This is a genomic window from Mycobacterium sp. pW045, assembly GCF_041287085.1.
Classification (GTDB): domain Bacteria; phylum Actinomycetota; class Actinomycetes; order Mycobacteriales; family Mycobacteriaceae; genus Mycobacterium; species Mycobacterium algericum_A.
Genome location: NZ_JBGGKU010000001.1, coordinates 324,702 through 348,620 on the forward strand (window position 1 = coordinate 324,702; position 23,919 = coordinate 348,620).

At 72.2% G+C, this 23,919-nt stretch carries 17 protein-coding genes; 3 read left to right on the top strand and 14 right to left on the bottom strand.

The genetic code is table 11. From position 1 onward, the window contains the following. Nucleotides 1-13: 13 nt before the first annotated feature. From ACAG20_RS01540 to recO, 7 genes are all read right to left on the bottom strand, one after another. Complete coding sequence (locus tag ACAG20_RS01540; RefSeq protein ID WP_370491279.1) at nt 14-6,091, bottom strand: PGRS repeat-containing protein; 6,078 nt, start codon at nt 6,089-6,091, stop codon at nt 14-16. A gap of 333 nt (nt 6,092-6,424) precedes the next feature. After that, the gene (locus tag ACAG20_RS01545) at nt 6,425-9,727 is read right to left on the bottom strand and encodes a PGRS repeat-containing protein (RefSeq protein WP_370491280.1); all 3,303 of its coding nucleotides are present in this window, start codon (nt 9,725-9,727) and stop codon (nt 6,425-6,427) included. Nucleotides 9,728-9,822: 95 nt separating this feature from the next. Next, nucleotides 9,823-10,218, bottom strand: a complete 396-nt coding sequence (locus ACAG20_RS01550; RefSeq protein ID WP_370491281.1) for a hypothetical protein — start codon at nt 10,216-10,218, stop codon at nt 9,823-9,825. Continuing rightward, the gene (locus ACAG20_RS01555) at nt 10,218-11,105 is read right to left on the bottom strand and encodes a decaprenyl diphosphate synthase (protein WP_370491282.1); all 888 of its coding nucleotides are present in this window, start codon (nt 11,103-11,105) and stop codon (nt 10,218-10,220) included. The genes ACAG20_RS01550 and ACAG20_RS01555 overlap by 1 nt, the downstream gene beginning before the upstream one ends. A gap of 82 nt (nt 11,106-11,187) precedes the next feature. After that, nucleotides 11,188-12,408, bottom strand: a complete 1,221-nt coding sequence (locus ACAG20_RS01560; protein ID WP_370491283.1) for a class I SAM-dependent methyltransferase — start codon at nt 12,406-12,408, stop codon at nt 11,188-11,190. 135 nt (nt 12,409-12,543) lie between these two features. Beyond that, nucleotides 12,544-13,056 (bottom strand): hypothetical protein, encoded by a 513-nt coding sequence (locus tag ACAG20_RS01565; protein ID WP_370491284.1) that lies wholly within the window; start codon nt 13,054-13,056, stop codon nt 12,544-12,546. 111 nt (nt 13,057-13,167) lie between these two features. Continuing rightward, nucleotides 13,168-13,968, bottom strand: coding sequence for a DNA repair protein RecO (gene recO / locus ACAG20_RS01570; RefSeq protein ID WP_370491285.1), 801 nt, complete (start codon nt 13,966-13,968; stop codon nt 13,168-13,170). A 76-nt stretch (nt 13,969-14,044) separates the two neighbouring features. On the opposite strand from recO, the gene ACAG20_RS01575 reads away from it, so the two are divergent. The 3 genes from ACAG20_RS01575 to ACAG20_RS01585 all read left to right on the top strand — a co-directional run bounded on the left by ACAG20_RS01575 (nt 14,045) and on the right by ACAG20_RS01585 (nt 16,835). Beyond that, a complete protein-coding gene (locus ACAG20_RS01575) occupies nt 14,045-15,493 on the top strand; it encodes an amidase (protein WP_370491286.1) in 1,449 nt (482 codons plus the stop codon). Between the two features lie 123 nt (nt 15,494-15,616). Next, on the top strand, nt 15,617-15,955 hold the full coding sequence (locus ACAG20_RS01580) for a hemophore-related protein (protein ID WP_112688269.1): 339 nt from the start codon (nt 15,617-15,619) through the stop codon (nt 15,953-15,955). Nucleotides 15,956-15,968: 13 nt separating this feature from the next. Further along, nucleotides 15,969-16,835 carry a sulfurtransferase gene (locus ACAG20_RS01585; protein ID WP_370491287.1) on the top strand — a complete coding sequence of 289 codons (867 nt, stop codon included), beginning with the start codon at nt 15,969-15,971 and terminating at the stop codon, nt 16,833-16,835. Between the two features lie 8 nt (nt 16,836-16,843). On the opposite strand, the gene ACAG20_RS01590 is transcribed toward ACAG20_RS01585, so the two are convergent. From ACAG20_RS01590 to ACAG20_RS01620, 7 genes are all read right to left on the bottom strand, one after another. Beyond that, nucleotides 16,844-18,301 carry a flavin-containing monooxygenase gene (locus ACAG20_RS01590; RefSeq protein ID WP_370491288.1) on the bottom strand — a complete coding sequence of 486 codons (1,458 nt, stop codon included), beginning with the start codon at nt 18,299-18,301 and terminating at the stop codon, nt 16,844-16,846. Nucleotides 18,302-18,333: 32 nt separating this feature from the next. Then, nucleotides 18,334-19,008, bottom strand: coding sequence for a DUF5642 family protein (locus tag ACAG20_RS01595; protein WP_165825087.1), 675 nt, complete (start codon nt 19,006-19,008; stop codon nt 18,334-18,336). Nucleotides 19,009-19,142: 134 nt separating this feature from the next. After that, on the bottom strand, nt 19,143-20,039 hold the full coding sequence (gene era / locus ACAG20_RS01600) for a GTPase Era (RefSeq protein ID WP_370491289.1): 897 nt from the start codon (nt 20,037-20,039) through the stop codon (nt 19,143-19,145). 102 nt (nt 20,040-20,141) lie between these two features. Beyond that, the gene (locus ACAG20_RS01605) at nt 20,142-21,440 is read right to left on the bottom strand and encodes a hemolysin family protein (protein WP_112688280.1); all 1,299 of its coding nucleotides are present in this window, start codon (nt 21,438-21,440) and stop codon (nt 20,142-20,144) included. Further along, nucleotides 21,437-21,973, bottom strand: a complete 537-nt coding sequence (gene ybeY / locus ACAG20_RS01610; protein WP_112688283.1) for an rRNA maturation RNase YbeY — start codon at nt 21,971-21,973, stop codon at nt 21,437-21,439. Before ybeY ends, ACAG20_RS01605 begins: the two co-directional genes overlap by 4 nt. Beyond that, the gene (locus ACAG20_RS01615) at nt 21,970-23,022 is read right to left on the bottom strand and encodes a PhoH family protein (protein WP_370491290.1); all 1,053 of its coding nucleotides are present in this window, start codon (nt 23,020-23,022) and stop codon (nt 21,970-21,972) included. The genes ybeY and ACAG20_RS01615 overlap by 4 nt, the downstream gene beginning before the upstream one ends. Nucleotides 23,023-23,180: 158 nt before the next feature. Beyond that, nucleotides 23,181-23,918 carry a 16S rRNA (uracil(1498)-N(3))-methyltransferase gene (locus ACAG20_RS01620; RefSeq protein ID WP_370491291.1) on the bottom strand — a complete coding sequence of 246 codons (738 nt, stop codon included), beginning with the start codon at nt 23,916-23,918 and terminating at the stop codon, nt 23,181-23,183. Between the last annotated feature and the right edge of the window lies 1 nt (nt 23,919).

Genomic DNA, 23,919 nt, shown 5'->3' on the forward strand with positions numbered 1-23,919 from the left:
CCGCCCGGTCGGATCAGCCCGGCGAGCCGTTGCTGGCGCCGCTACCTCCTTCGCCGCCTTCGCCGCCCCGGCCCAGGTTGCCGCCGTTACCGCCGTTACCGCCGTTGCCGCCGGACGCGCCGCTGTTGGTTCCCGACGGGTCGTATCCGTCGCCGCCGTCGCCACCGTTGCCGGCGGGCAACGGTGCCGGGTTACTACCGGCCGCGCCGCCGACGCCGGCCGTCCCCCCGCCGCCGGCGCCACCGGTACCGGCTGCGCCGCCGGACCCACCGGTGCCCCGCAAACTAGTGGTGCCGCCATCGCCACCATTGCCGCCGGCGCCTTCGTTATCGCCGGTAGCTGCGCCGATACCGCCGCCAGCGACCCCGGCTACGCCCTGAGCCCCGTCACCGCCGTCGCCGGCGAGGGCGCCGTTGCCGCCGGTACCACCGGCGCCGCCGTTGCCGTTGGTGCCCCCGGCCCCGACGGTGGTGCCGCCACCGCCGCCGGCGCCTCCGATCCCGCCCGCGCCGGCGGTGCCGGCGTTGCCGCCGATGCCGCCGCCGCCGCGGGCAGCGCCGGTGTCGGTGCCACCGGCGATACCCGATTGGCCGTCACCGCCGTCGCCGCCGGCGCCGGCGTTGCCGCCGGCACCGCCCTGGCCGCCCTGGCCGCCGTTGCCGTTGGCGCCGCTGGTGCTGCCGGTACCGCCGTTGCCGCCGGTGCCGCCCCGGCCGCCGATGCCGCCGGTGCCGCCGGCACTTCCGGATTCGCCATTCGCGGTGGTGGTGACCGTGTTGACGCCGTCCTGGCCGGTGTATCCGGCACCGCCGGTTCCGCCGCCGCCACCGGTACCGCCCGCGCCGGCGTCGCCGCCGGTCCCGGTGGGCGCCTGGTCGCCGGTGCCGCCCAGTGTCTTACCGCCGGCACCACCGTTGCCGCCGTTGCCACCGTCACCACCGGCGCCGCCGATGCCGCCCTGGGTGCCCGCGACCGTGCTGGAGGTACCGACCGAGCCGGCGTTCCCGGTGCCGCCGCCGCCACCGGACGCACCGGTCCCGGCGTTGCCGCCGACCCCGGCAGCACCGGAGATCGAGCCGCCGTTGCCGCCTTGACCGCCGTCCCCGCCGGAGCCGCCCTTGTCGCCGGCCAAACCGGTGGTGTTCGCCGAGTTGTCGGTGCCCGCGGTGCCGGAGCCGCCCTCGCCGCCGTTGCCGCCCTTACCGATGTTGCCGCCGTCGCCGCCGGCACCGCCGTTGCCGCCGTTGGTTCCCGCCGGCGCACCGCCCGCTGACGGGTCGTACCCGGCGCCGCCGTCGCCACCGTTGCCGGCCGGCCCGGCCACGCCGGTGCCGCCGGTCGCCGCATTGCCCGCGCTGCCGGTGCCCACCGCACCGCCGGTGCCGGCCGCGCCCGCGGTGCCCGCGGACCCGCCCTGGGTGGAGTCGCCGCCGGCGCCGCCGTTGCCGCCGCCGCCGAGGCTGCCGTGGATGATCTGGCCGGCTACCCCGGCCTTACCGGCTCCACCGTCACCGCCGGCGGCACCGTTGCCACCGGCTCCGGCGTTGCCGCCATTGCCGTTGGCGCCGGCCGCACCGTCGCCACCGGCGGTGCCGCCGCCGCTGCCGCCGTGGCCTCCGTTTCCTCCCGCGCCGACTGCCCCGGCGTTGCCGCCGGCCCGGCCGTCCATGTCATTGACACCGGTCCCGCCGGTGGTACCGGCGAAGCTGTAGCCGGCGCCGGCATTTCCGCCGACCGCACCGTTGCCGCCGGCGCCGCCGATACCGCCATCGCCGGAGATCGAACCGCCGAGGCCGCCGTTGCCGCCCGCGCCGCCCGAGCCGCCCTTGATACCCGAGCCGCCGTCGACGCTGTCCGGCGTCCCCGCGGCACCGTTGGTGCCCGCAGTTCCGGAGCCGCCGGCGCCGCCGTCGCCGCCCTTGCCGATATTGCCGCCGTTGCCCGCGGCGCCACCGTTGCCGCCGTTGGTCCCCGCCGACGCCCCGGACCCAGCCGCTGACGGGTCATAACCGGCACCGCCGTCACCGCCGTTGCCGGCCGGCCCGGTCACCGAAGCGCCGTCACTGCCAGCATTGCCCGGAGTGGTGGAACCGTCCCCATTGGTCCCGGCACCGCCGCCGGCACCGGCCATGGCCGAGTCGCCACCGTTGCCACCGTGCCCGCCGGAACCGGCAAAACCGTCGAAGCCGGCATCCGAGGCGGTACCGGCAGCACCCTGTCCGCCACCACCACCGGCGGCTCCGTCGCCTCCATTACCGCCGTGGCCGCCGGCACCGTCGGCACCGGCCGCGGCACCCGCGGTCGACCCGCCCGCACCGCCGTTACCGCCGGCACCACCGACGCCCGCGGCTCCGGCCGCACCACCATTGCCGCCGCCACCGAGCGCCGCACCGGTGTCGCCGCCGCCGGCGATCCCGGCCACCCCGAGTGCACCCTGGCCACCCGCGCCGGCGTTTCCGCCGTCGCCGCCGGCACCGCCGGAACCACCGGTGCCGTTGGCACCGACCGAGCCGGCCGCCCCATTGGTGGCACTGCCCGCCGCGCCGCCGTTGCCGCCGACTCCGCCGTGGCCGCCGCGACCACCGGTCCCACCGGCGGTCCCGGCACCACCGTTGCCCAGCGTCGTGCCGGCATCACCGCCGGCGGCACCCGCCGTTCCGTCGACTCCACCACCTCCGCCGCCACCGTCGGCGCCACTGCCGGCGTTGCCGCCATTGCCGGCCGCACCCGAAATCGCTCCGCCGTTGCCACCGGCGCCACCATTACCGCCGGCGCCGCCGGTGCCGCCGGTCAGACCGTCGATGCCGCCCGTGCCGACGCCACCGGTGGTCCCGGAGTTGTCGGCCCCCGCAGTCCCGGAGCCGCCGGCACCACCGTCACCGCCCTTACCGATGTTGCCGCCGTTACCCCCGGCGCCACCGTTGCCACCGTTGGTCCCAGCCGATGCACCCGTCCCGGCTGCCGACGGGTCGTAGCCATTTCCACCCGCGCCGCCGTTGCCCGCCGCTACCGAAAGACTCTGGCCGGCGCTGCCGGAGCCCCCGGCCACCCCGGCCGTGCCGGTGCCCCCGGTGCCCGCGTTGCCGCCGACGCCGGCCGCCCCGCCCTGCGCGGAGTCGCCGCCATTCCCACCGTCGCCACCGGCCCCGAGTTCACCGTTGGCGCCCGCGACCTCGGCCAGTCCCTGCGCCCCGTCACCACCGTCGCCACCGCCGGCCCCGGCACCGCCGTCACCACCCTTGCCGCCGGAGCCGTTGTTGCCGGCGCTGCCACCGGCGGTCGATCCACCCCCGCCTCCGTCACCGCCGCGACCGCCCGCGCCGGCGGTTCCGGCCGCGCCGCCGCTGCCGCCGGCGCCCTGGTTGATCGCCAGGGTGGTGTCGCCGGTCGCACCCTGTCCGCCGGAGCCGGCCGTACCGCCGTTGCCGCCTTGGCCTCCGTTGCCGCCATTGCCGTTTGTGCCCACCGTGTCGTGGGCGCCGGTGCCGGCGTTGCCGCCGGTGCCGCCGGCGCCGCCCTGCCCGCCTTCGCCGCCCTGCCCGCCGGCCTCGCCGGCACCATTGTTGGCGGACAGCACGCCCTGCTGGCCGATGTAGCCCACCCCGCCCTGGCCGCCGTGGCCGCCTTCGCCGGCATTGCCACCGTTGCCGGCGGTGCCCGGCGCGCCCGCATCCAGACTGGACTGGTCGCCGGTCCAGTTGCCGCCGGCGCCGCCGTTGCCCCCGGCACCGCCCGCGCCGCCCTTGCCGCCGGCGGCAATCGAGCTGCCCTCCCCGCCGGCACCGCCCTGGCCGCCGCTGCCGCCGGTACCGCCGTTGCCGGCCGCCCAGCCCCCGGACCCGCCGGCACCGCCGGCGCCGCCGGAACCACCGTTGCCGCCGTCGCCACCGACTCCGGCGTCGAAGGCCGCGCGACCGCCCAACCCGCCGTTGCCGCCGGCCAGGCCGGTCCGGGCGCCGTCGGACATGACGGTGGCGGCCTGCCCGGCGAAGCCACCCTGACCAACCGGCGACTGGTTGAAGCCGTCACCGCCGTCGCCGCCGTTGCCGCCTAGCAGTCCCTTGACCCCGTCGGCGCCGGCGGACCCAGCCACCCCGGTGCCGGCCAGCCCGCCGGTGCCGGCCACGCCCCCGAGGCCACCGGCGCCGGCCACACCGGCATTGGCGCCGGCGCCGCCGTTACCGCCGTCGACGTGACCGGCGGTGCCATTAGCGGCATCGCCGCCATTGCCACCGGAACCGGCGTCACCTCCGGCGCCCCCGACACCGCCGTCACCGTTGGCTCCGGCGCTGCCGGAGCCGCCGGCCGCCACACCACCACCGGACCCGCCCGCACCACCATTGCCACCGTGTCCGCCGTTGCCGCCGAGCGCGGCGTCACCACCGTTGGCGCCTCCCGCGGCATGGGCATCGGAGGCCGCGTCGTAACCGTCGCCGCCGAGCCCGCCGCGGCCGCCGGCACCACCCGCGCCGCCGGCGCCGCCTTGACCACCGTCACCGGCGATCGATCCGCCCAGCCCGCCGTTGCCGCCGGCCCCGCCGTTACTGCCGGCGCCGCCCACTTCACCAGCGCTGCTGAGCTGCCCAGCCGATGTCGCTGCTGTCCCGTCGTCGCCCTGGGCGCCGGCCGCCCCGGCGCCCCCGGCACCACCGTTTCCACCGTTGCCGTAGCTGCCGCCGTTGCCGCCGGCGCCGCCGTTGCCGCCGTCGACGGCGGAATCGGTCGAGGTCCAGCCCGCTCCACCGGCACCGCCGTCGCCGCCGCTGGTGGCCGCCTGTCCGGCGGCGGCCACCCCGGTGACACCCGACCCGCCCGCGCCGGACCGGCCGACCTCACCGCCGTTGCCGCCGGCACCACCGTCGACATGATCGGCGGTACCGGCCGCGCCGGCCCCGCCATCACCGGCGGCACCGGCGTTTCCACCGGACCCGCCGTTCCCGCCGGCCCCAGCCAGCCCCGCGCTGCCGAACTGGGCACCCAGACCACCGGCGCCGGCCTGGCCGCCCGCGCCACCGACGCCACCGTTCCCGCCGTCGCCACCATCGCCGCCGGCACCGGAGACATGAGCGCTGAAGTCACCGCTGGCGCCCAGGCCGCCGACGCCGCCATTACCGCCGGCCGCGCCGTTCCCGGCGCCGCCGCCCCGTCCGCCATCACCGAACAGCAGCGACGAACTTGAACCCCCCGCTCCGCCGTTGCCGCCGGCGCCGCCGCCGCCGCCGATGCCGCCGAGCCCGCCGGTGCCGCCGGCCACCGTCCAGATGCCCTGGGCGCCGGTGACTCCCGCGGTACCCAGGCCACCGTCGCCGCCGAGGCCGCCGGCGCCACCGCTACCGAACAGCCAGCCGATTCCGGCGCCGCCGACGCCCCCGTTGCCGCCGGAAGCGCCCGCGCCACCGTCGCCGCCGGCCCCACCGTTACCGCCGACGCCCATGAACGAACCCCCGGTGCCACCGGCGCCCCCGGTGAAGCCACCGCCGCTGTCACCGCCGGCCCCACCGTTGCCGAAGAAGCCCGCATCTCCGCCGTCGCCGCCGGCGACACCCCCGGCACTGCCGTCGTAGCCGGCGCCACCGTCGCCGAACAGCCAGCCACCGGCCCCGCCGTCCGGGCTGGTCGCGTCGCCGGCGGCGCCGTTGCCGATCGCGAAGGAACCCAGCAAGCCGTTGATTGCCGTGTCGACTTGGAGGCCGAACGGGCTGTTGATCCAGTCCTGCAGGCCGGCGTGCAGCGGGGTGTAGATCCACTGGTCGAACAGCGCGGTCCAGTCGGTCGAGCCCCATTCGGCTGGGGAGCTGGCGGCCAGGCCGGGCAGCTGCTCGGCCCACGTCGCCGGATCGAGCCACGGCTGCAGATCAAGTGCTTCGGTCAGCGGGCCGGCGTCGACGTCAGAGGCGAGCCCCGGGTCGAACAGGTCGATCAGCCAACCGAAATCCAGATCCGCGCGCGCCGGCGGTGGGCTGGCCAGCGGGGCGGTTCCGAACGCCAGAAACGCCCCGGCCGCGGTTCCGGCGCCGAGCACGCGGCGGCGTGGACGCTTTGCGGCGAAGGAGGTGACTCGGTGTCCGGTGACGCGATGCCTGATGGTCATCCCGGTTCTCCTATCCGGACTATAAGTCCGATTTAGGGAATTACTGAGTTATATCCGTGGCCGTTAGTTTAGCTATTGGAGATTTTCTTTTTAGTAAAAATCTAGGTATTCATTTATTGTTTTTTCATATAGTTCGCCAACGTTTTGCCTATACCTCGCGCCAGCGGCACCCGCCCCACCAGCCGGGCAGGGCGAGTCCGGGACGGCAGAACCCACCCCGCCCCGGAGTCGTGAACGCGGGCCCGGCCGTGCGAAACCCATAAACCTGAGATTTTCCAGTGAGATTCAGGCGACCGCTCCGGTTCTGAGCAGGCGCGACCATCGGCCGCCCGCTCAGCAGGGCGGTGTAGCTCCGTCGATACAGCCGTCGCTGCCCACCAGGCCGTCAGCGCCCTGGACTCCGGAACTGCCGGCACCGCTGCCGTTAGTGCCCTGACCGCCGACGCCGGTCTGGCCGCCGACCCCGCCGGCCCCGCCAACGCCCGCCCCGCCACCGACGTGTCCACCGTTGCCGCCGGTACCGCCGTGGCCACCGGTCCCGCCGTCGGGGCTGCTGCCGCCCTTACCGCCCAGCAGGCCTAGGCCGAGTGCCGGCGCACCGCCGTTGCCGCCATTGCCGCTCTGGCCGCCGGTGCCGCCGCTACCACCGCTACCGCCGGTACCGCCGCTGCCACTGGCACTTGCGCCACCCACGCCACCGGTACCGCCGTAGCCGCCGGTGCCCGGCGTTCCGGCATTGCCGCCGTCGCCTCCGATACCCCCGAGCCCTAACACGCCGAGCAGTCCTTGGCCACCGGTACCGCCGTTGCCGCTTTGGCCCCCTACTCCGCCGACGCCGCCGGCACCTCCGCCACCGCCGACGCCGGTAGTGGCGCTTCCGCCCACACCGCCGACACCGCCGACGCCACCGACTCCCCCGGCGCCGCCGGTGCCACCTTTCTCGCCGTTGAGATTCGCCAGACCGCCGTTATTCCCGACGGCGCCGTTCCCGCCGGTGCCACCGATTCCTCCTCGGCCGCCTTGCCCACCGGCACCGCCGTCACCCGAGGTCGAGCCGCCCTTGCCTCCGGCACCTCCATTGCCACCGATCCCGCCACCCCCACCGGTGCCGCCGTTGCTACCCGCGGTGCTCGGGCTGGTTCCCGTCGTTCCCTGCCCTCCGTTGCCGCCGGCGCCGCCTTCCCCGCCGTTGCCGATATTGCCGCCGTCGCCGCCCCGGCCGCCTTGCCCTCCGGCGGCACCGCTGCTCGTCGCGTCGTGGCCGCGTCCGCCGTCGCCACCATTGCCGCTGGGCCCGCTCGGCAGCCCGCCGGCCGCACCGGCGGTCGCGGCGGTGCCGCCACCGCCCGCGGTGCCTCCGGCCGCACCGCCGTTACCGCCGCCACCACCGGTCCCGGCGTCACCACCGCGACCACCCGCGCCGCCGGTGCCGTTGTTGATGACATTGCTGGTGTTGTCGGCGCCGGCGCCGCCATTGCCGCCCGCACCGGCGACACCCCCGGCGCCCCCGGCGCCGCCATTGCCGTTGAGGCCTACCGCGCCGGTGGCGAGGTTGGTGCCGGCATCACCGCCGGCACCGCCATCACCGCCCTGGCCGCCGACACCGCCGTTGGTCCCGTTTCCGCCGGCACCGTTGTTGACAGCGATCGCCCCGGCCGTACCGTTCGCGCCCACACCGCCCGCGCCACCCTTGCCACCCACGCCGCCCTGACCCCCGGCGCCGATGCCGCCGGCACAGTTGGCGCCGGGCAGATCCAGGCAATTGCCGCCGGCCCCGCCGGCGCCGCCGTTGCCGCCGCGACCACCGGTACCGGCGGCACCGGTCAGGCTGCCCGCGCCGCCGGTACCGCCGTCGCCGCCGTCGCCGCCCTTGCCCCCGGCTCCGCCCTGATAGCCGCCGCTTCCGCCCAAACCCCCGGCGCCACCGTTGCCGCCGTCGCCCCCGGCTCCGCCCACCCCGTTGAGCGCGGCGGCGTTGCCGCCGAGTCCACCGGCGCCGCCGGTCGCCGCGCCACCCGAAGGCGCCGCCAGTGCAACGATCCGGGCCCCCGAGTCCGCTCCCGAATAGTCGTAGCCACGGCCCCCGATGCCGCCGTTGCCCCCGCCGGTGGCCATCAGCCCGTCGGCACCGACCGCGCCGGCTCTACCGCTGCCGGCCAGCCCGCCGGTGCCCGCCGCGCCCGCGGCACCGCCGGCTCCGACCGCGCCGGGGTCGGCGCCGTTTCCGCCATTGCCTCCCGCGGTGTGTGCGGCGGTACCGGTGGCACCATCACCGCCGTTGCCTCCGGCACCGGAATCCCCACCGGCGCCGCCGTTTCCGCCATCACCGTTGGTACCGGCCAGTCCGTGGGCGGCCGCGCCGCCGTCACCGCCCCGGCCGCCGGCGCCGCCGTCACCGCCGGCACCGCCCAGCCCGGCATTGCCGCCGTTACCGCCGAGCACGCCGTCGCCGCCGTCTGCGCCGACACCACCGGCGCCACCCCGGCCGCCATCACCACCGCGGCCGCCGGCGCCGCCATTGCCGCTGGTAACGCCCCCGGCCCCGCCGGCACCGCCATCACCGCCGGCGCCCCCGCTCTGACCGGCCTGTCCTGCCGCGCCGTCGGCGGCACCGGTCACGGTCGGTTCGGCATCGGCTCCAGCCGCGCCTACAGCACCGTTACCGCCGTGCCCGCCGGCACCGCCGTCGCCGTGATCGCCACCGGTCCCGCCGGCGCCCCCGTTGCCTCCGGCCGCGCCGGCCACCCCGGCGTCCATGCCGTTGCCGCCGGCGCCGCCGTTACCGCTGATGCTGTCCACCGCATCGCCGGTCGCCCCGCCGGACCCGGTCGCCCCCCACCAACCGGCGCTACCGCCACGCCCCCCGGCGCCGGTCAGCCCCGCATCGCCACCGGCGCCGCCCGCCCACCCGTCGATGTGCCCCTCGACACCGTCGGCACCGGCGCCACCGCTGCCCCCGGCCCCGGCCGCACCGCCGGAACCGCCCCGGCCACCGATCCCGAACAGCAATCCGCCCGCGCCACCGTTGCCGCCGGCGCCGCCGTCACCGCCATCGGTACCGTCGCCGCCGGCGGAATTGATCCCCGCAGCACCGTCCACCCCCGTAATTCCGGCGCCGCCGGCGCCGCCGTCGCCGCCCCGGCCCAGCAACCAGCCGCCGTCTCCACCGTCCCCGCCGGCCATGCCGTAGCTTCCGGCGCCCCCCGCCCCGCCGTTGCCGAACAGCCCCGCGTCACCGCCGTTGCCGCCGCCGAATCCGGCACCGCCGTCACCGAGCAGCCAGCCGCCGGCGAACCCGTCGAGGTGATCGGCGGTGCCATCAGCACCGTTGCCGATGGCAAAGCTGCCCAGCACGACGTTGACGGCGTCGGCGATGTTCTGACCGACGGCGCTGTCGAGCCACTCCGCGACCCCGGCGTGCAGCGGGGCGTAGAACCACTGGTCGAACAGGTGACTCAGATCGACGGGGTCAAAGGCGGCCGCCGGAGCGGGTTCGGGGGCCAGCTGGTCGAGTAGCCAGTCGGTATCGACGACGTCCGCCCGGGCCGGCGGGGCGGCTGCCGGGGACGCGCCGAATGCCAGCAGGGCGCCGAGGGCGGTGACCACAGCCGGGCCGCCGCGGTGCTTGGCGATCACGTCTCCCCCAATCTCTCGCCTTTGGGGACACATCAGCGAACACTCAGATCACGTTAAGCTAGTGCGCTCGGCGGGAGCCGTCAACGAAGCCCGGGTCAGGACGTGAGCGCCTGGCGGATATCAACGCCTTTGGCCAGCACCAACAGCACCAGCGTGGCCAGCGCGTCGTCGCTCAGACCGGAGCCTGGAAAGTTGTAGCGCAGCAACACATCTGCGGACTTAGTGGTGCCCTTCTCTACCACGGTGACCGTGCCGAGCTGACTCAGGCGCGCCTGCTCGGCCGCTCGCTCACGCAGCTTCTTGGTCAGCGCCAGGTCCCAGGCCAGGATCTGGGTGAGCGACACCAACTCCAGTTCGTCGGTGATCGGCACCACCCGCAATGACGCCAGCGTGCCGTCATGATGGACGGTCAGCGCACCGTCGGGCTCGGCGTCCGTGGGCACCGCCGCCGCGGTGAGCGCCGTGTGGAGACGGTGGGCCAGATCCGTCATCACGCCGTCCCGAATCGGCGCTGCCGGGAGGCGTACTGTTCGCAGGCGTCCCACAGGTCGCGGCGGTCGTAGTCGGGCCACAGCTTTTCTTGAAAGATGTACTCGGCGTAGGCCGCCTGCCACAGCATGAAGTTGGATGACCGCTGCTCACCAGAGGTGCGGATCAACAGGTCGACGTCGGGCATGTCCGGGCGGTGCAGATGCTGGGAGACGGTGGCCTCATTGATCCGGTTCGGGTTCAGCTTGCCCGCAACGGCTTCGGCGGCGATGGCCCGTGCGGCCTCGGCGATCTCGGTGCGCCCCCCGTAGTTGACGCAGTAGTTGATGGTGATGACGTCGTTGCCGACTGTCATGGCCTCGGCGATCTCGAATTCCTTGATGACGCTGCGCCACATCTTGGGTCGCGAGCCCACCCAGCGCATCCGCACTCCCATTGCGTTGAGGTTCTCCCGGCGGCGGCGCACCACCTCGCGGTTGAACCCCATCAGGAAGCGGACCTCCTCGGCGGAACGTTTCCAGTTCTCCGTGGAGAACGCATACACGGTGAGCCATTTGATGCCCAACTCGATGGCACCACAGGTGATGTCGATCAGCACCGCCTCGCCCATCTTGTGGCCCTCGGTGCGGCCCAGGCCGCGCTGAGTGGCCCAGCGGCCATTGCCGTCCATCACTACCGCGACGTGATTGGGCAGCGCCTCGGCCGGAATCCGCGGGGCGGCGGCCTTGGAGGTGTGCTGCGGCGGACGGCACGGCCCCCCGCCCGGTGGTGACGGCAACTGCGGGAACACCACCGGCCAGGTGGACGTGTCCGGGAACACCGGATAGTCCTCGGGTGCCGCGGGCAACTGCGGGCAGCCGCCCTTGCGATCGGCCCGATTCAACACCATGCGCCCAATTTTGCCCGACCGGGCCGGCACCGCCTGCGGTGACCGCGCCTGCGCTGCGGCGGTTTACCGGCCATGCCGACGATCAGGAATCGGTACTCAGGTCCATCGCGACGAAGTCCAGGCGCCACAGCGATTGGAACAGCTTGCGACCGAACTTCTCCAGATCGGCTGTGCTCCCCCGCGACGGCCCGCCGGCCTGCGCCAGGCTCGAGGCGATCTCACGGATGCTCCGGCGCCCGTCGATGCTCTGGACGAACGGCAGCTGGGCTGGGTTGAGCTGCATGCGCCAGCCCGGACGGAAGATCTCGTTGCCGTTCAAACCGCACTTGAAGCGGAACAGCGGCACGTAGTCGAGACTCTCGGGCGTCGAGAAGTCGATCGTGTAGGTGTTCTTGGGACGGTCAGGACGAGTGGCAAGGAAGAAGTGCCGCGCGTTGAGGGTGTGGATGCGCTCCATCACCGACCAGATCTTGGCCTCGGGCAGCGCATTCACCACGTCGTAGAAGCCGCCCGACGGCGCGGCGATGTCGTGCGCGTAGTACGGCGCCTTGAGCAGCCAGCCCTGGAAGTCGAGCCCCGCCGAATTGGCCAGATCGATGCAGCCGTCGACGTCGTAGCTCTTCGCCCGACCGTGCAGGAAAGTGTCCACCAGGCCGGAGTCCGAAACCAGGTCGCCGGCGATCTTCAGATACGACTGGACGGGATGGTCCGGAGACAGCATCCGGATGGCCTGCCGCACGGTCTGGATGGAGGCATCGCTCTGCTCCAATCCCAGGTCTTGGAAGACCGACTCGAGGATCTCGATGCCGATCCGGCCGTAGCGCGCGTACAGCATGATGGCGGCGACGCCATCGGGCCGCAGCCGCTCCGCGATCGCCTTCATCCCCACCTTCGGGTCAGCCATGTGGTGCAGCACGCCGGTGGACACCACCAGGTCGAAGTCCGTGCCCAGCGTGGCCAACTCCTCGATCGGGAGCTGGTGCAGCTCCAGATTCCACAGCCCGTGCTTGTCCTTGAGGTACTGCTGGTGCCCCAGCGATGCCTGGCTGATGTCGACGGCCACCACCCTGGCCTTCGGGTTGTTGTAGGCGAAGACCGCCGCCTGGTTGGTGCCGCAGCCCGCGATGAGGATGTCGAGTTCGGGCCGGTACTCCCGGTCCGGCCACAGCACCCGGTGGGCATGGCTCGGGTCGAACCACTCCCAGTTCCCGGCCGACCACGCCTGCAGGTCGTGGATGGGGGGCGGGTAGGTCCACCGCTCGTACTGCCGGGATACGACGTCTGCGCGTGGGTTGTCAGTCACTTCTTTGTGGCTCCTTGTTACGTTGCCCCCCGGCGATCGAGTCAGACTCTAGCGGGGGTGGTTGGGGTCGCCGCGGCGGGTGCCACTCCCATCGGAGCAGCGTGCCAGACGCGTCGGTTCGCTCGTATCGCTCAGTCAGCCGGCGCGTCCGGGCTGTCCGGGCTGACCGGGCTGACCAGGCGTTCCACCGGGTCCGGGCGCTCCGCCGGCACCACCGGCACCGCCCGCACCAGGCTGCCCGCCGGGGCCGGTCGCACCACCGGCACCACCGGCGCCACCGGCACCGCCGTGCCCGCCGGCGCCGCCCTTGCCGCCGTCACCGCCCTTACCTCCGGCGCCGCCTTGGCCGCCCTTGCCGCCTTGGCCACCCTTGCCGCCCTGCCCGCCTTTGCCGCCCTTACCGCCCCGGCCGTCGGCTCCCGGAGCACCGTCGGCACCGTCGGCGCCATCGGCGCCGTCGGCACCCGGGGCATGAGTCGACAACGGCGCCATGACCCCGACACCCAGCCCGAAGCCCGCCTGCGCGACCGGGCCCACCGCCGGGAGCATTCCCGCGACCAGCAGGGCTCCCGCCGCTGCGCCGAGGCCGGCCGCGTATCGCGGCGCGGTGTAGTGCGCCCAGCGTCCCCACCCGGTGTCGTGAATCATTCGGCCTGCCTTCCAGATTGAGCCTTCGGATCGTGAAGTTGCATCAGCCTACCGCCGACCCGCGAATGGTCCACGGAAACGAACACAATTGCCAGGTCGGTGCCCCCGGGGTCAGCCGTCGCTGCCGGTGGCCTCCGGTACCGCCTCGACCCCCACCGCGTCCTGCCCGGCCGCCACCCGCTGAACGCGCTCCACCAGCGGCAATGTCCGCAGCCGGCGCTCCAGATGCCACTGCAGATGGGCGGCCACCAATCCGCTGGCGTGGCTGCGGTGCGCCGACGTAGAAGATTCAGCAAGCTCCCAATCCCCGTCGTGCAGCGCCGCCATCAGATCCAGCACCCCCATCGGCGGGGTGGTCGACCCGGCCGGGCGGCAGTGACCGCAGACGCTACCGCCGGCCGCGACATGAAACGCCCGATGCGGGCCGGGGGTGGCACAACGGGCACATTCGGTCAGTGCCGGCGCCCACCCGGCCACCGACATGGCACGCAGCAGATAGGCGTCCAGCACCAGCTCGCGGGGGCGACGGCCGTCGGCCACCGCCCGCAACGCGCTGACGGTCAGCCGGTGCAACGCCGTTGCCGGTGCCCGCTCGGCGCCGGCGAGACGTTCGGCGGTCTCCAGCATCACGCAGGCGCACGTGTAGCGGCCGTAGTCGCTGACGATGTCGCTCGCGAACGCGTCCACCGACACCACCTGGGTGACGATGTCGAGGTTGCGGCCCGGATGCAGCTGTACGTCAATGTGGGCGAACGGCTCCAGGCGGGCACCGAACTTACTGCGGGTACGGCGCACCCCTTTGGCCACCGCGCGGACCAGTCCGTGGTCGCGGGTGAGCAAAGTGACGATCCGGTCGGCTTCGCCGAGCTTGTGCTGGCGCAGCACCACCGCCCGGTCCCGGTACAGCCGCATCGCACCAGTTTCGCATCATTACGGGGGCGTTTCGAGGACGGTCACCGGCGTGGCACGCCGGATAGTCTCGTCACCGATGACCCACCCGCCCGCGGAACCCGGCACCCGCTTTCCCACCCTCACCGAACAGCTCTACCAGCTGGCCAGCGGCGAGGTGGCCTCCGTCGACCTGGTCCGCCGCTGCCTGCACGCCATCGACGCCAGCCAGTCCACGCTGAACGCCTTCCGGGTGGTGTTCACCGATTCGGCGCTGCGCAGTGCCGCCGAAGCCGACCGGCGCCGCGCCGCTGGCGATCGCGCCCCGCTGCTGGGCGTCCCGATCGCGGTCAAGGACGACACCGACGTCGCGGGTGTACCCACCTCCTTCGGCACGTCCGGCTACGTCGAGCCGGCCGCCCACGACGCCGAGGTGGTGCGGCGGCTCAAAGCCGCCGGAGCGGTGATCGTCGGCAAGACCAACACCTGCGAGTTGGGCCAGTGGCCGTTCACCGGCGGCCCCGGGTTCGGCGACACCCGCAATCCCTGGTCTCGCCGGCACACCCCGGGCGGCTCGTCGGGCGGCAGCGCCGCCGCGGTCGCCGCGGGTCTGGTCGCCGCGGCGATCGGTTCCGACGGCGCCGGCAGCGTGCGCATACCCGCCGCGTGGACGCATCTGGTCGGCATCAAACCGCAGCGAGGCCGCATCTCCACCTGGCCGCTGCCGGAGGCGTTCAACGGCCTCACTGCCAACGGGGTGCTCGCCCGCACGGTCCAGGACGCGGCGCTGGTGCTGGACGCGGCCTCCGGTAATGCCGACGGTGACCTGCACAAACCGCCCCCGATCATGGCGTCCGACTACGTGGGAAGGGCGCCCGGACAGCTGCGGATCGCGATGTCCACCCGGTTTCCCTACACCGGGTTCAGCGCCCGGCTGCACCCGGAGATCAGGGCCGCGCTCGAGCAGGTCGCCGCGCAGCTTCGACTGCTCGGGCACATCGTGTTCCCGGGTAATCCCGACTACGGCGTGCGATTGTCGTGGAATTTCCTGTCCCGCTCCACTGCGGGGGTGCTGACTGCCGCGAATGCGCTCGGCGGCGCGGTGGACCTCGATCCGCGCACGCTGGCCAACATGCGCACCGGCCGGCTGTTGTCGCAGGCGGTGCTGCGCAAGGCCCGCGCTCACGAGGCGAAGGATCAGCGCCGGGTGGGTTCGATCTTTCGCATCGTCGACGCGGTGCTCGCCCCCACCACCGCCCAGCCGCCGCCACTGGTGCACGCGTTCGACGACCTGAACGCCCTGGCGACCGACCGCGCCATTATCGCGGCCTGCCCGGTGACCTGGCCGTGGAACCTGCTGGGCTGGCCGTCGATCAACGTGCCGGCCGGGTTCACCGCCGAGGGCCTGCCGATCGGGGTGCAATTGCTGGGGCCGGCCAACAGTGACGGTCTGCTGATTTCACTGGCCGCGGAATTGGAGGGCATCAGCGGCTGGGCGGCACAACAGCCCACACCGTGGTGGCGCACCGATCCCAACCCCTGCCCGTAACACCCAAAAAGGCGGCGACCAGCGACTTCGGCGGCGCCATCGGCTGTCCGCTAAGCTTGGTCCGTCTTCGAAGTAGGACCTCATATCCACACGTGAAATGCACTGGGGAAAGGCGTCTGCAAAATGGCCGCTCTGTCGTTGACCAGGATCGCTGTCGCAGCCGGCAGTCTGGCTTTGTCGCTGTCTGCTGGGGCCGGGTTCGCGTCCGCGGATCCCGACCTCGGGCCGATCATCAACACCACCTGTAACTACTCGCAGGTGAACGCGGCGCTGAACGCAGAGAACCCCGCGGCCGCCGCGGAGTTCAACGCCTCGCCGATGGCCCAGACCTGGCTGCGGTCCTTCTTGTCCTCGCCGCCCGACAAGCGCCAGCGGATCGCCACCCAGATCCAGGCCATGCCCGAGGCCCAGCAGTACATCGGCACGATCACCTCGATCGCCGTCTCCTGCAACAACTACTGAGCAGAGCCCAGCGGTGAACCCGCGCGACAAGGTTCTGATCACCGCCACCGAGCTCGCTGAGCTGTTGGGTGCCGGTGATCCGGTGACGATTCTCGACGCCCGCTGGAGCCTGGAGGCACCGGACGGACACCAGGCCTACCTGCAGGGTCATCTGCCGGGCGCGGTGTACGTCTCGCTCGAGGACGAATTGTCCGACCGTGCCGTCACCGGCCGGGGCCGCCATCCGCTCCCGACCGGTCGCAACCTCGAGGCCGCCGCGCGCCGGTGGGGGGTGCGGCGCAACACGCCGGTGGTGGTCTACGACGACTGGAATCGGGCCGCGTCCGCACGATTGTGGTGGCTGCTGTCTACGTCCGGGGTGGCCGGAGTGCGCATCCTCGACGGTGGGCTGTCGGCCTGGACGGCGAACGGCGGCGTATTGCAGACCGGGGAGGTCTCCCCCGAACCGGGCAACGTCACCGTGCTGCCCGAGGATCTCTACGACGGGCTTCGGCCCACCCTGACCGCTGACGAGGCCGGCGACGGCGCCGGGTCTGGCACGTTGGCGCTGCTGGATGCCCGCGCCCCGGAAAGGTTCCGCGGCGACGGGGAACCCGTCGACGCGGTCGCCGGCCATATCCCGGGCGCGAAGAACCTGCCGTTCACCGCGTTGTTGGACGCCGACGGGACTTTCCTGCCCGATACCGCGGTCGCCCGGCTGCTCGCCGATCGCGGTGTGGGGGCCGACGACGCGGTGGGCGCCTACTGCGGATCGGGTATCAGCGCGACGGTGATCGTGGCGGCGCTGGCCGCCGCCGGCCGGTCCGCCGCGATGTTTCCCGGGTCGTGGTCGCAGTGGAGTTCGGACCCGTCCCGGCCGGTGGCGCGGGGCGAGGACTGAGCTCCGCCTCAGCTCAGGTGGAAGTCCGCCGGGTCCGGGCCGGCCAGCATCGCGTTCATCGTCGCGCGGTCGAACGGCCATAGGTCGACGGCGCCGCCCTCGGTCAGGTACCACGAGTTGCAGCCGGTGTTCCAGACCGTCGGCCCCATCGCGGCGGCGACCTCGTCGTTGAACCGTGCCGTCGCCTCCTCGGTGACCTCGACGCTCGCCAGCTCTCCGTCCCGGAACCTCTCCAGCCACTGCGCGATGTAACGCGCGGTCAGCTCGGAGGTGTACTGCAACGAGATCGACCCGGTGGGCGAGTTCGGACCCAACACCGTGAACAGGTTGGGGAAGCCCGGGATCGCCGTCATCCGGTAAGCGCGCGGACCGGCGGACCACGCGTCGTCGATGCTGATCCGGTCGCGGCCGAGCAGCCGCATCGGGCGCATGTAGTGGTGGGCGTGAAACCCGGTCGCCAGCACGATGACGTCGGTGTCGCGGTGGGTGCCGTCGGCGGTGCGGATGCCGCTCGGGGTGACTTCGGCGATGTCGTCGGTGACGAGGTCGCTGTTGTCGGCGCGGATCGCCCGGTAGTAACGTCCCGACACCACTTGGCGCTTGCACAACGGCTGGTAGTCGGGGGTGAGTTTGGCCCGTAATTCTTTGTCCCGAACTTGAATTCGCAGACATGCTCGGGCATAGGCCTGGACGGCCCGACGTCGCCACGACGGGCGGGTGGTGACGTCGGTCAACAGCGCCGACCCACCGAAGGTCATGAGCCGGTACAGCGCCCGGTGCAGCGTCGGGAACCGCCCCAGCACCGCGGCAGCACCCGGGACCTGCCGCAGCGACGTGGGCGCCCACAGGATCCACTGCGCCGAACGCACGTAGTGGTCGATCGACGCCGCGCCGGGCTGCAGCGCGGACACCACTTGCACACCGGTCGACCCGGTTCCGATCACCGCGATCCGCTTACCGGCCGTGTCGAGCTCGTCGTCCCAGCGGGCGGTGTGCACAACCGCGCCGGCGAAATTCGCCAGCCCCGGGATGTCGGGGGTGAACGGATGGTGCAGCACACCGGTCGCGCAGACCACGAAATCGGCGACCAGCTGCTCACCGGCGGCGGTGGTGAGGGTCCAATGTCGGCGCTCATCCCACTGTGCGGCGGTGACCTCGGTGTCGAGCCGGATCAGCGGCGCCAGCCCGAGCCGGTCGACGACGTCGCGGTGGTAGCGCTGGATGGCCGTGCCGGTGGCCCAGGCATGCCGCCAGTCGGGTTTCGGCGCGAACCCGAACTGATAGATCTGCGACGGCACATCACACCGCAGACCCGGATAGCGATTCCAGTGCCAGACGCCGCCGACGTCGGAACCCTTCTCCAGCACGGTGATGTCGGTGAACCCGCGCTCACGCAGCACATGCGCGGTCGTGATGCCGGCGATGCCCGCGCCGATCACGATGACGCGGGGCTCGCGCGCGCTCACCGCCGATCCCGCGCCGACGGCGTACGCATAACCTAGCTGCGCAGCGCCGACACCGCGTCGACCAGCAGCTGGCGCGCCCGATCGGCGTCGACCATGCCCGGCGGCTGACCGCGCACCGCCTGCGGGCTCGCGGTCACCTGCACCAGGGCGCTACCGAGGTAGGCGGTGAAGGTGTAGGACTCACGGGACTGCTGTTGGCCGTCTTTGCCGGTGATCTCGATCTCGGAGTGCGAGCCGGCCGTCTTGGCACGGTCGATCTCGGGCGCATCGGTCTCATCCAGGTAGCCGGTGAGCTTGCCGGCCTGGAAGGAGACGTGCTTGCACCTCTCGGCGGCGGACTCGTCGTAAGGCAGATCCTGGTCGGCCTGCATGGCGATGGCGACCAGCTGGTTGCCGTTGCCGACGATCGAGACCATCGACATCTTGCCCCGGATGCCCTTGGGGGGACGACCGCTGCTGGCCGCGTAGTCGGCGCAGTCCGAGGGCTCGAAGGTCACACCGGGCGGCATCTTCTGCGGCCCGAGAATCTTGGGATCGATGTCCTTGGGACCCTGGGTCTGGGTCTTGTATTCCGAGCCGAACGTCGACTCGACGTTGAACAGCTTGGTGGTATCGATCGGCTTTTGGCCGCCCCCGCAACCGGTCAGTGCTTGCGCGCACATGAGCAGGCCAACAGTGGAGACAACCAGCGACTTGGGTTCCAGCACCCCTGGAATGTACCCAATGGCGCCTACCGGCGAGAGAATGTGTCCCCGGTCCGGCCACCGGCGGGGACCGTCCGTGGTCTGGCGCGCCGACGGGCCGAGCTGCCCGCCGGCTCGCGCGGGGGCATAGGCCGGTTCTAAAACCCCAGCCGGCCGAGTTGTTTGGGGTCGCGCTGCCAGTTCTTGGCCACCTTGACCCGCAGATCCAAGAAGACCTTGGTGCCCAACAGCTTTTCGATCTGGGAGCGGGCGGCGGTTCCCACCTCGCGCAGCCGGGAGCCGCCGCGGCCGATCACGATCCCCTTCTGGCTGTCGCGTTCGACGTAGAGCACCGCGTACACCTCGATCAGGTCATCACGGTCTTCCCGCGGGCGCACTTCGTCGATCACCACCGCCAGCGAATGCGGCAGTTCGTCGCGCACCCCCTCCAGGGCGGCCTCCCGGATGAACTCGGCCATCAGGGTCTCTTCGGGTTCGTCGGTCAACTCGCCGTCGGGGTAGAAGGCCGGGCCGACCGGTAGCGCCGCGGCCAGCACGCCGATGAGGACGTCGACCTGCTCGCCGCTGACAGCCGAGACCGGGACGATCTCGGCCTCCGGGGCCAACTCACCGACGGCGACCAGTTGTGCGGCGATCTTGTCTCGGGAGACCTTGTCGATCTTGGTGACAACGACCACCAGTTTCGTCTTGGGGGCGACAGCGCGGATCTGCTCGATGATCCAGCGGTCCCCCGGGCCGATCGCCTCATCGGCCGGGATGCACAGGCCGATGACGTCGACCTGCGCGTAGGTGTCCTTGACCAACTCGTTGAGCCGCTTGCCCAGCAGCGTTCGGGGGCGGTGCAGGCCGGGGGTGTCGACCAGGATGATCTGGAAATCCTCGCGGTGCACGATGCCGCGGATGGTGTGTCGGGTGGTCTGTGGCCGGTTGGAGGTGATCGCCACCTTCGCGCCGACCAGAGCGTTGGTCAGGGTGGACTTTCCGGTGTTGGGACGGCCGACGAAACACACGAAGCCGGAATGGAATTCGCTCACGAGAGACCCTTCGCCGAACGTGCACTCAGCGCGAGTTCTCGCGAAGACTTTCGCAATGAGCGCACGCTCGGCGCACTCGCGTCGGGTTGTGCGCCCGGCAGATCACTGCTCAACTGCGGCCTCCTGACCGTCGGGGTCGACCGGGCTGACCAGAACGGTGCTGATCCGCACCCGCCCGCGGCTGTCGCGGCTGCCTTCGGCCCGCAGCCGCAGTCCGTGTGACACTACCTCGGAGCCGGGCAGCGCGACCCGGCCCAGTTCCAGCGCCAACAAGCCGCCGACGGTCTCGACGTCGAGGCCGGCGTCGAACTCCATCCCGTAGAGTTCACCGACGTCCTCGATGGGCAGTCGTGCCGAAACCCGGAACCTGTTGGCCCCCAGATCCTCCACCGGTGCCACTTCACCCTGGTCGTACTCGTCGGCGATCTCGCCGACGATCTCTTCAAGCACGTCTTCGATGGTGACCAGCCCCGCTATCGCGCCGTATTCGTCGACCAGCAGCGCCATGTGGTAGCGAGCGCGCTGCATGTCGTGCAGCAAGGCGTCGAGCGCCTTGGAGTCGGGCATGAACACCGCTGGACGCATCACCTGCGCCACGGTGGTGTCCCGCCCGCCGTTTGTCGAGTAATAGGTTTGTTGGACAAGGTCTTTCAGGTAGACCACGCCGAGGATGTCGTCGACATTCTCGCCGATCACCGGGATGCGGGAGTGACCGCTGCGCACCGCCAAAGAGGTGGCTTGTCCGGCTGATTTGTCGTGTTCAATCCAGACCATCTGGGTGCGCGGCACCATCACCTCGCGGGCGGGGGTGTCGGCGAGCTCGAAGACCGACTGGATCATCCGGCGCTCGTCGGCGGCGACCACCCCACGCTGCTGCGCCATATCGACCACTTCGCGCAACTCGATCTCGGAGGCGAACGGCCCGTTGCGGAATCCCCGGCCCGGGGTCAGCGCATTGCCCAGCAAGACCAGCAGACCGCTGATCGGGGCGAGCAGCACCGAAAGGACTTGCAGCGGAAGCGCTGACGCCAGGGCGATCGAATAGGCGTTCTGCCGCCCCAGAGTGCGGGGCCCTACCCCGATCACCACGAAGCTCACCACCACCATGGCGGCCGCGGCCGCGAACAGCCCCCAGTCCAGCCCGAGCACCGAGTGCAACAGGAACACCAGCAGCGCGGTGGCGGTGATCTCGCAGGTGATGCGCAGCAGCACCACCAGGTTGATGTAGCGGGGCCGCTCTGCCATCAGCTTGGCCAGCCACACCGCACCAGGACGTTTCGCGCGGACCAGTTCGGCGACGCGCGCCACCGAGACGGTGCTGACCGCGGCATCGATCGCCGCGAACAGTCCGCCCAGACCGATCAGCGCGATCACGCCGACTACCAGCGGTGTTCCGGTCACGGTTCGTCGAAGTACCGAGACTTGTCCAGCAACCGGCGGTCCTTCTCGCTCTGGGTCTCGGCCCGGTAGCTCTCCACCTGGTCGGCGACCCACTCCTCGAGCAGCCGGCGCTGCAGCGCGAACATCTCTTTTTCCTCGTCGGGCTCGGCGTGGTCGTAGCCCAGCAGGTGCAGCACGCCGTGCACGGTCAGCAGCGCGAGTTCCTGACCGAGCGAATGCCCCGCCGCCGCGGCCTGTTCGGCGGCGAACTCCGGGCACAGCGCGATGTCGCCGAGCATCGACGGCCCGGGCTCGGGGGCGTCCGGGCGCCCGCCGGGCTCGAGTTCGTCCATCGGGAAGCTCATCACGTCGGTGGGCCCGGGCAGATCCATCCACCGCATGTGCAGGTCAGCCATCGCGGCGGTGTCCAGCAGCACCATCGACAATTCGGCGCCGGGGTTGACGTCCATCCTGGCCAGCACGAACTTGGCGACGCTGACCAGCTCGACCTCGGAGACGTCGAGACCGGATTCGTTGGAGACCTCGATGCTCACCGGCGCGACCGGCCCTGAGCCGCCCGGCGGGCCGCCCGGTTCATCGTCAGTCCCGGCTGGGATTGTTCGGCTTCATGGCGTGAGTAGGCGTCGATGATCTCGGAGACCAACCGGTGCCGGACGACGTCGGCGCTGCTCAGCTCGGCGACATAGATGTCGTCGATGTCGTCGAGGATGTCCACGGCCGCCCGCAGCCCGGATCTCGCGCCGCCGGGCAGGTCGATCTGGGTGACATCGCCGGTGACCACGATCTTCGAACCGAAGCCGAGCCGGGTCAGGAACATCTTCATCTGCTCGGCGGTGGTGTTCTGCGCCTCGTCGAGGATGATGAATGCGTCGTTCAACGAGCGTCCCCGCATGTAGGCCAGCGGCGCCACCTCGATCACCCCCGAGCTCATCAGCTTGGGGACCAGCTCCGGATCCATCATGTCGTACAACGCGTCGTAGAGCGGACGCAGATACGGGTCGATCTTCTCGCTCAGGGTGCCGGGCAGAAAACCCAGCCGCTCACCGGCTTCCACCGCCGGACGGGTCAAGATGATCCGGGTGACCTGCTTGGTCTGCAAGGCGTTGACGGCCTTGGCCATCGCCAGGTACGTCTTGCCGGTACCGGCGGGCCCGATGCCGAACACGACGGTGTGGGCGTCGATGGCGTCGACGTAACGCTTCTGATTGAGCGTCTTGGGCCGGATCGTCTTGCCGCGCCGCGACAGCACATCGAGGGTGAGGACCTCAGCCGGGGACTCGTTGCCGACGCCGGTCAGCATGCCGACGCTGTGACGCACCGTTTCCGGGGTGAGCACCTGGCCGCCGGCCACGATCGCGATCAGTTCAGAAACGACCCGCTCGGCCAGGGCAACGTCGGCCGGCTCCCCGGAGAAGGTGACGGCGTTGCCGCGGACATGTAGGTCGGCGGCCAGCAGGCGCTCCAGGGCGCGAAGGTTCTCATCTGCGGAACCCAGCAGACCCACGACGAGGTCGGGTGGAATGTCGACACTGCTGCGAACCTGCGAGGCCGGCACGGCAGCGGGGGTATCGCGGGGCGTCACGGGGTTTTCGATGCCTGCTTTCTGGTCAGCGCCGGGTATCAGCGGGTCAGCCGGTTGCTGTGAGTCTACCGTCGGCCACCGCCAGCTCCCAGCGCTTGCACTCGGGCCGGCTTCCCAGCGCTACCGCATAGCCCTCGCCGACCGCCAGGTCCGCTGCCTCACCCCCAGCGCGGCGTCAGCACCCCGAGCGCCCCGAGCGCGACCGCCGCCGCGGTGGAGGTGCGCAGCACGGTGGGCCCCAGCCGCGCGGCGACGGCGCCAGCGCCGGTCAGCGCCGCCAGCTCCGCGTCGGTGATACCGCCTTCCGGGCCGACGATCAGCGCCAACGCCGACGCGGCAGCCACCGCGGGCAACCCGGCGCCGGCCCCGTCGTGCAACGCCAGCACCGTGGTGCCGCCGGCCACCTGTTCGCGCACCCATGAGACCAGCTCGGCGGTTGCCAGCACGCCCTCCACCGGCGGAATGTGGGCGCGCCGCGATTGCCCGGCCGCCGCCCGGGCAACCGCTCGCCACCGCCGCAGACCCTTGTCGGCCCGCGAACCGTCCCAGCGGGCGACGCAGCGGTCGGCCTGCCACGCCACGAACCCGTCGGCGCCGGCCTCGGTGGCCAGCTCGATCGCCAGCTCGGACCGTTCGGATTTGGGCAGCGCCTGCACCACCGTGACCGGTGGGGCGGGCGCGGCGACAACCCTGCGATCGACTACCCGAACCCGCAACCCGGTCCGGTCGGCCTGCTCGACCCGGCATTCGGCCAGCACGCCGGCGCCGTCGCCCAGCGTCAGCTGCTCGCCGGGGCGGATCCGGCGCACCGTCGCGGCATGGAACCCGGCGTCACCGTCGATGTCGGCCAGCGCACCCACCTCGGGCAGCGCCCCGACATAGAACAGGCCGGCCAAG

Excerpts from the sequence above, each read along its gene's own strand:
- ACAG20_RS01555 (WP_370491282.1), bottom strand. The coding sequence starts at position 11,105 with ATGGTGTTGAATCGGGCCGATCGCAAGGGCGGCTGCCCGCAGTTGCCC.
- ACAG20_RS01580 (WP_112688269.1), top strand. The coding sequence starts at position 15,617 with ATGGCCGCTCTGTCGTTGACCAGGATCGCTGTCGCAGCCGGCAGTCTG.
- ACAG20_RS01575 (WP_370491286.1), top strand. The coding sequence starts at position 14,045 with ATGACCCACCCGCCCGCGGAACCCGGCACCCGCTTTCCCACCCTCACC.
- ACAG20_RS01565 (WP_370491284.1), bottom strand. The coding sequence starts at position 13,056 with ATGATTCACGACACCGGGTGGGGACGCTGGGCGCACTACACCGCGCCG.
- recO (WP_370491285.1), bottom strand. The coding sequence starts at position 13,968 with ATGCGGCTGTACCGGGACCGGGCGGTGGTGCTGCGCCAGCACAAGCTC.
- ACAG20_RS01550 (WP_370491281.1), bottom strand. The coding sequence starts at position 10,218 with ATGACGGATCTGGCCCACCGTCTCCACACGGCGCTCACCGCGGCGGCG.
- ACAG20_RS01540 (WP_370491279.1), bottom strand. The coding sequence starts at position 6,091 with ATGACCATCAGGCATCGCGTCACCGGACACCGAGTCACCTCCTTCGCC.